3 protein-coding genes are annotated in these 3,546 nt (G+C 66.7%); all 3 read left to right on the top strand.

Going from position 1 to position 3,546, the window contains the following annotated elements; translation table 11 throughout:
- On the top strand, window positions 1-1,784 hold a 1,784-nt coding region (locus MXD62_RS27155; protein WP_248832248.1), incomplete at its 5' end, for an acyltransferase domain-containing protein.
- Between the two features lie 175 nt (window positions 1,785-1,959).
- Window positions 1,960-2,751: an arylamine N-acetyltransferase gene (locus MXD62_RS27150; RefSeq protein WP_248832247.1), complete on the top strand. Its 792-nt coding sequence runs from the start codon at window positions 1,960-1,962 to the stop codon at window positions 2,749-2,751.
- Window positions 2,751-3,546, top strand: a 796-nt coding sequence (locus tag MXD62_RS27145; RefSeq protein WP_248832246.1) for an FAD-dependent monooxygenase, incomplete at its 3' end; no start/stop codon positions are given. The genes MXD62_RS27150 and MXD62_RS27145, both read left to right, overlap by 1 nt.

Here is a 3,546-nt window from a genome sequence, read left to right as displayed (position 1 = left end):
AGGTGGGGCGGCCGCGTCGGGTGGGGGTGTCGTCGTTCGGGGTGAGTGGTACGAACGCCCACGTCATCCTCGAGGAGGCGCCTGCCCCGCCCGGACTGGTCGAGCCTTCCCAGCCGACCGGCGCGACAGTTGCCGGCGCTTCCGGCGGTCTCCTGATCTGGGCGCTGTCGGGTCGAAGCGCCGCCGCTGTCCGTGCTCAGGCCACCAGGCTGCTGGCGGCGGTCGACGCCCAACCGGAGCTGCGGCCCGAGGATGTGGCCTATTCGCTGCTGACGAGCCGGACGGTCTTCGACCGCCGGGCCGTCGTCCTGGCCGGGGACCGGGCTGGGCTGCGTAACGGACTTGAGCGGCTCGCCGCGGGCACGGCCGGCCCAGACGTGATCAGCGGCCGCCGCGTCCGCGGCCGGCTGGCGGTGCTGTTCGCCGGGCAGGGCAGTCAGCGGGCAGGGATGGGCCGATCGCTGCGCGCTGCCGTCCCGGCGTTCGCCGAAGCCTTCGAGACGGTCAGCGCGGCCCTCGACCGCCATCTCGAGCGGCCGCTGAGCGACGCGCTGGACGATGTGGACCTGCTGCGTCGTACCGAGTTCACCCAGCCGGCGCTGTTCGCCTTCGAAGTCGCGCTGTACCGGCTGCTGGCACTGTCGGGTGTGCGGCCGAATGTTTTGCTGGGCCACTCGATCGGCGAACTGGCCGCTGCCCATGTGGCCCACGTCTGGTCACTCGACGACGCGGCGCGAATGGTTGCCGCCCGCGGTCGGTTGATGGGTGCCTTGTCGCCGGGCGGCGTGATGACCGCGGTGCGGGCCTCGGTCGACGAGGTCGAACCGCTGCTGACCGACAGAGTGAGCATCGCCGCGGTGAACGGGCCGTCAGCGGTGGTGCTGTCCGGCGACGTTGACGCGGTCGAGGCGGTCACCGCCGAGCTGGCGGCACGCGGCCGCCGGATCACTCCACTGCGGGTGTCCCACGCATTTCACTCGCATCGGATGGAACCCATGCTCGAGGAGTTCCGGCGGGTCGCCGCCTCCGTCACCTACCACGACCCGTCCATCCCGGTCGTGTCGAACATCACCGGCCGGATCGCGGAACCGGGCCTGCTGACGTCACCGGAGTACTGGGTCCGGCACGTCCGTGAGCCGGTGTGCTTCATGGCGGGCATCCGCTCCGTGCACGAGCACGGGGTGACGACCTTTCTGGAGGCCGGACCGGGCGGGGCGCTCAGCGCCATGGGCCAGGAGTGTATCGCCGACAGTTCCGCGGACATCGCCTTCGTCTCGGCCTCAAAGCCGGGGACGCCGGAGACGACGGCGTTGGTGACGGCTCTCGCGCGGCTTTTCACCCGCGGCGCGCATGCCGATCTCGGCGCGGTCGTCCCCGTTGGTCGCCGTGTCGACCTGCCGACCTATTCCTTTCAACACAAACACTACTGGCTGGAGGCCGCGACGACGATGGACGATTCGACAGAGTACGAGGAAGACACCGTTGCCGCGGCGCGGACCGGCATGCAGAAACAGCTGGCGGGCCTGTCGCCGGACGACCAGCGCGCGCTGCTGATCGACCTGGTGCTGGCCGAGGCGACCACCGCCATGCGTAACCAGGCGATCGAGGTGGACCTCGACGCGGAGAGCCCATTTCTGGAGATCGGATTCAATTCGTTGAGCGCGGTCGAGCTGCGCAACCGGCTGGTCGAGCTGACCGGCGTCGAACTCACTCCGATGCTGCTTTTTGACTACCCGACCCCGGAATACGTCTCGGACCTCCTGCGTGAATTGTTGCTGGCGTAGTCCTGACTCCTGGCACGTCGCGAGTACGCGTTCCGGAGGCCATCGGGTACGGAAGCGGTAATCACGGGAGCTGGCGCGATGTAACGATCGTGCCGAATGGATCACGAAAATCCGGCCACGGTGAGCGGGCTGCCGTTGGCGGGCCACGCAACGAGCGGAACGGCGGGGTACATCTATGTTCGACGTTAGTTCCTATCTGTCAAAACTTGGTTACAATGGGTCGCTGGAGCCGACGGTGCGGCTGTTGCGGGAACTGCAGAAGCGGCATCTTGTGGCAATCCCCTTCGATAACTCGCTGAACGCGGATGCCAAGCGTGGGCTGGAAGTGCTGGGCGATGTCGACATCGATGTCGACGCAGTTTTCGGTGCGATCGTCGTCGGTGGACGCGGTGGCGTGTGCTACGAACTGAACGGATTGATGCGGAAACTTCTCCAGGAACTCGGCTACGACACTCACATTCTGTCCGCCGGTGTCATACAGGTAAACGGTGGATTCGGCCCCGACCTCGAACACATCTTCAACGCCGTGCACGTGGACGGCGAGATCTGGCTTGTCGACGTCGGTCTCGCCGGGCCGTCCTACCTGGAACCGCTGCGATTCCCGGGGGCTGGTTCAGAGGAGATCCAGACCCTTCACGGGGTGGAGTACCGGTTCGTCGAGGCAGATGGCTACCACGTGTTGCAGCGGCGGGCGCGTGGTGCGGAGTGGGGCCCCATGTACCGCTTCCGACTGGAGTACCGGAAGCTGTCCGACTGGGGCGATGTGGTGGACCGGCTGGCGGATTTTCCGCTGGAACTGTCATTACTCGACACCCGTCTGCACAGCCGAGCCTTCGACAACGGGCAGTGGGTCCTGATCGGCCGGCGCTACCTCCGGATCGAGGACGGGCGAGAGGAGATCCGGATTCTCGCCAAACCGGAGCAGTACCGCAAAGTAGTTGACATGGTCCTGCGGGGTGAGGCCTGATGGCCGAGCGGGTGGACGCCCTCATCGTCGGCTACGGCCCTGTCGGACAGGTGATGTCACTGCTGCTGGCTCGGCGGGGCTGGCAGGTGGCGGTGGTGGAACGCTGGCTCGACGCCTTTCCGATGCCGCGTGCGGTCGCCTTCGACAGCGAAGGTGCCCGGATACTCGCCGCGGCGGGTATCGGCGCCGCCCTAAACCGGATCGGGGAACCGTCCGGTGAGTACACGTGGCGCAACGCGGAGGACCAGACGTTACTGCACGTCAACGTCGCCGAGCGCGGATTGTGCGGGTGGCCGGAGTCGATTTCGATGCACCAGCCGTCGTTGGAGGCTGCCCTGACGGCCCAGGGTGCCGCCCTGGAAAACCTGGTGGTGCACCGTGGCAACGAGGCTGTTGCCGCGGTCGAGCGAGGTGACGGTGTCGAGGTTACCGTCCGGGATAAATCTGGTGGACAGGTCGTTATCCCGGCGCGTTGGGTCATCGGTTGCGACGGCGCCAAAAGTTTCGTCCGCCAGGCGATAGGAGCGTCGATCAAGGATTTTGGATTCTCTCACGACTGGCTGATCTGTGACGTCATCCCGCACCAGCCCCAGGACTACTATCCCAACAATCTTCAGATCTGCGATCCGGCCCGGCCCCGCACCGAGGTATCGGCCGGGCCGGGGCATCGCCGCTGGGAGTTCATGCGGATCGAGGGCGAGAAGGTTGCCGACCTCAACACCGCGGACAGTGCGTGGCGGCTGCTGGAGCTGTTCGGCGTCCGTCCGGACAACGCCACACTGGAGCGCCAGCACG

Origin of the sequence: Frankia sp. Mgl5, from assembly GCF_023242985.1 — a bacterium.
Classification (GTDB): domain Bacteria; phylum Actinomycetota; class Actinomycetes; order Frankiales; family Frankiaceae; genus Parafrankia; species Parafrankia soli.
Note: the sequence above shows the minus strand (reverse complement) of the source record. Positions and strands in the feature narration are given on the sequence as shown.

Coding starts and splice junctions, on each gene's coding strand:
- MXD62_RS27150 (WP_248832247.1), top strand. CDS start 1,960: ATGTTCGACGTTAGTTCCTATCTGTCAAAACTTGGTTACAATGGGTCG.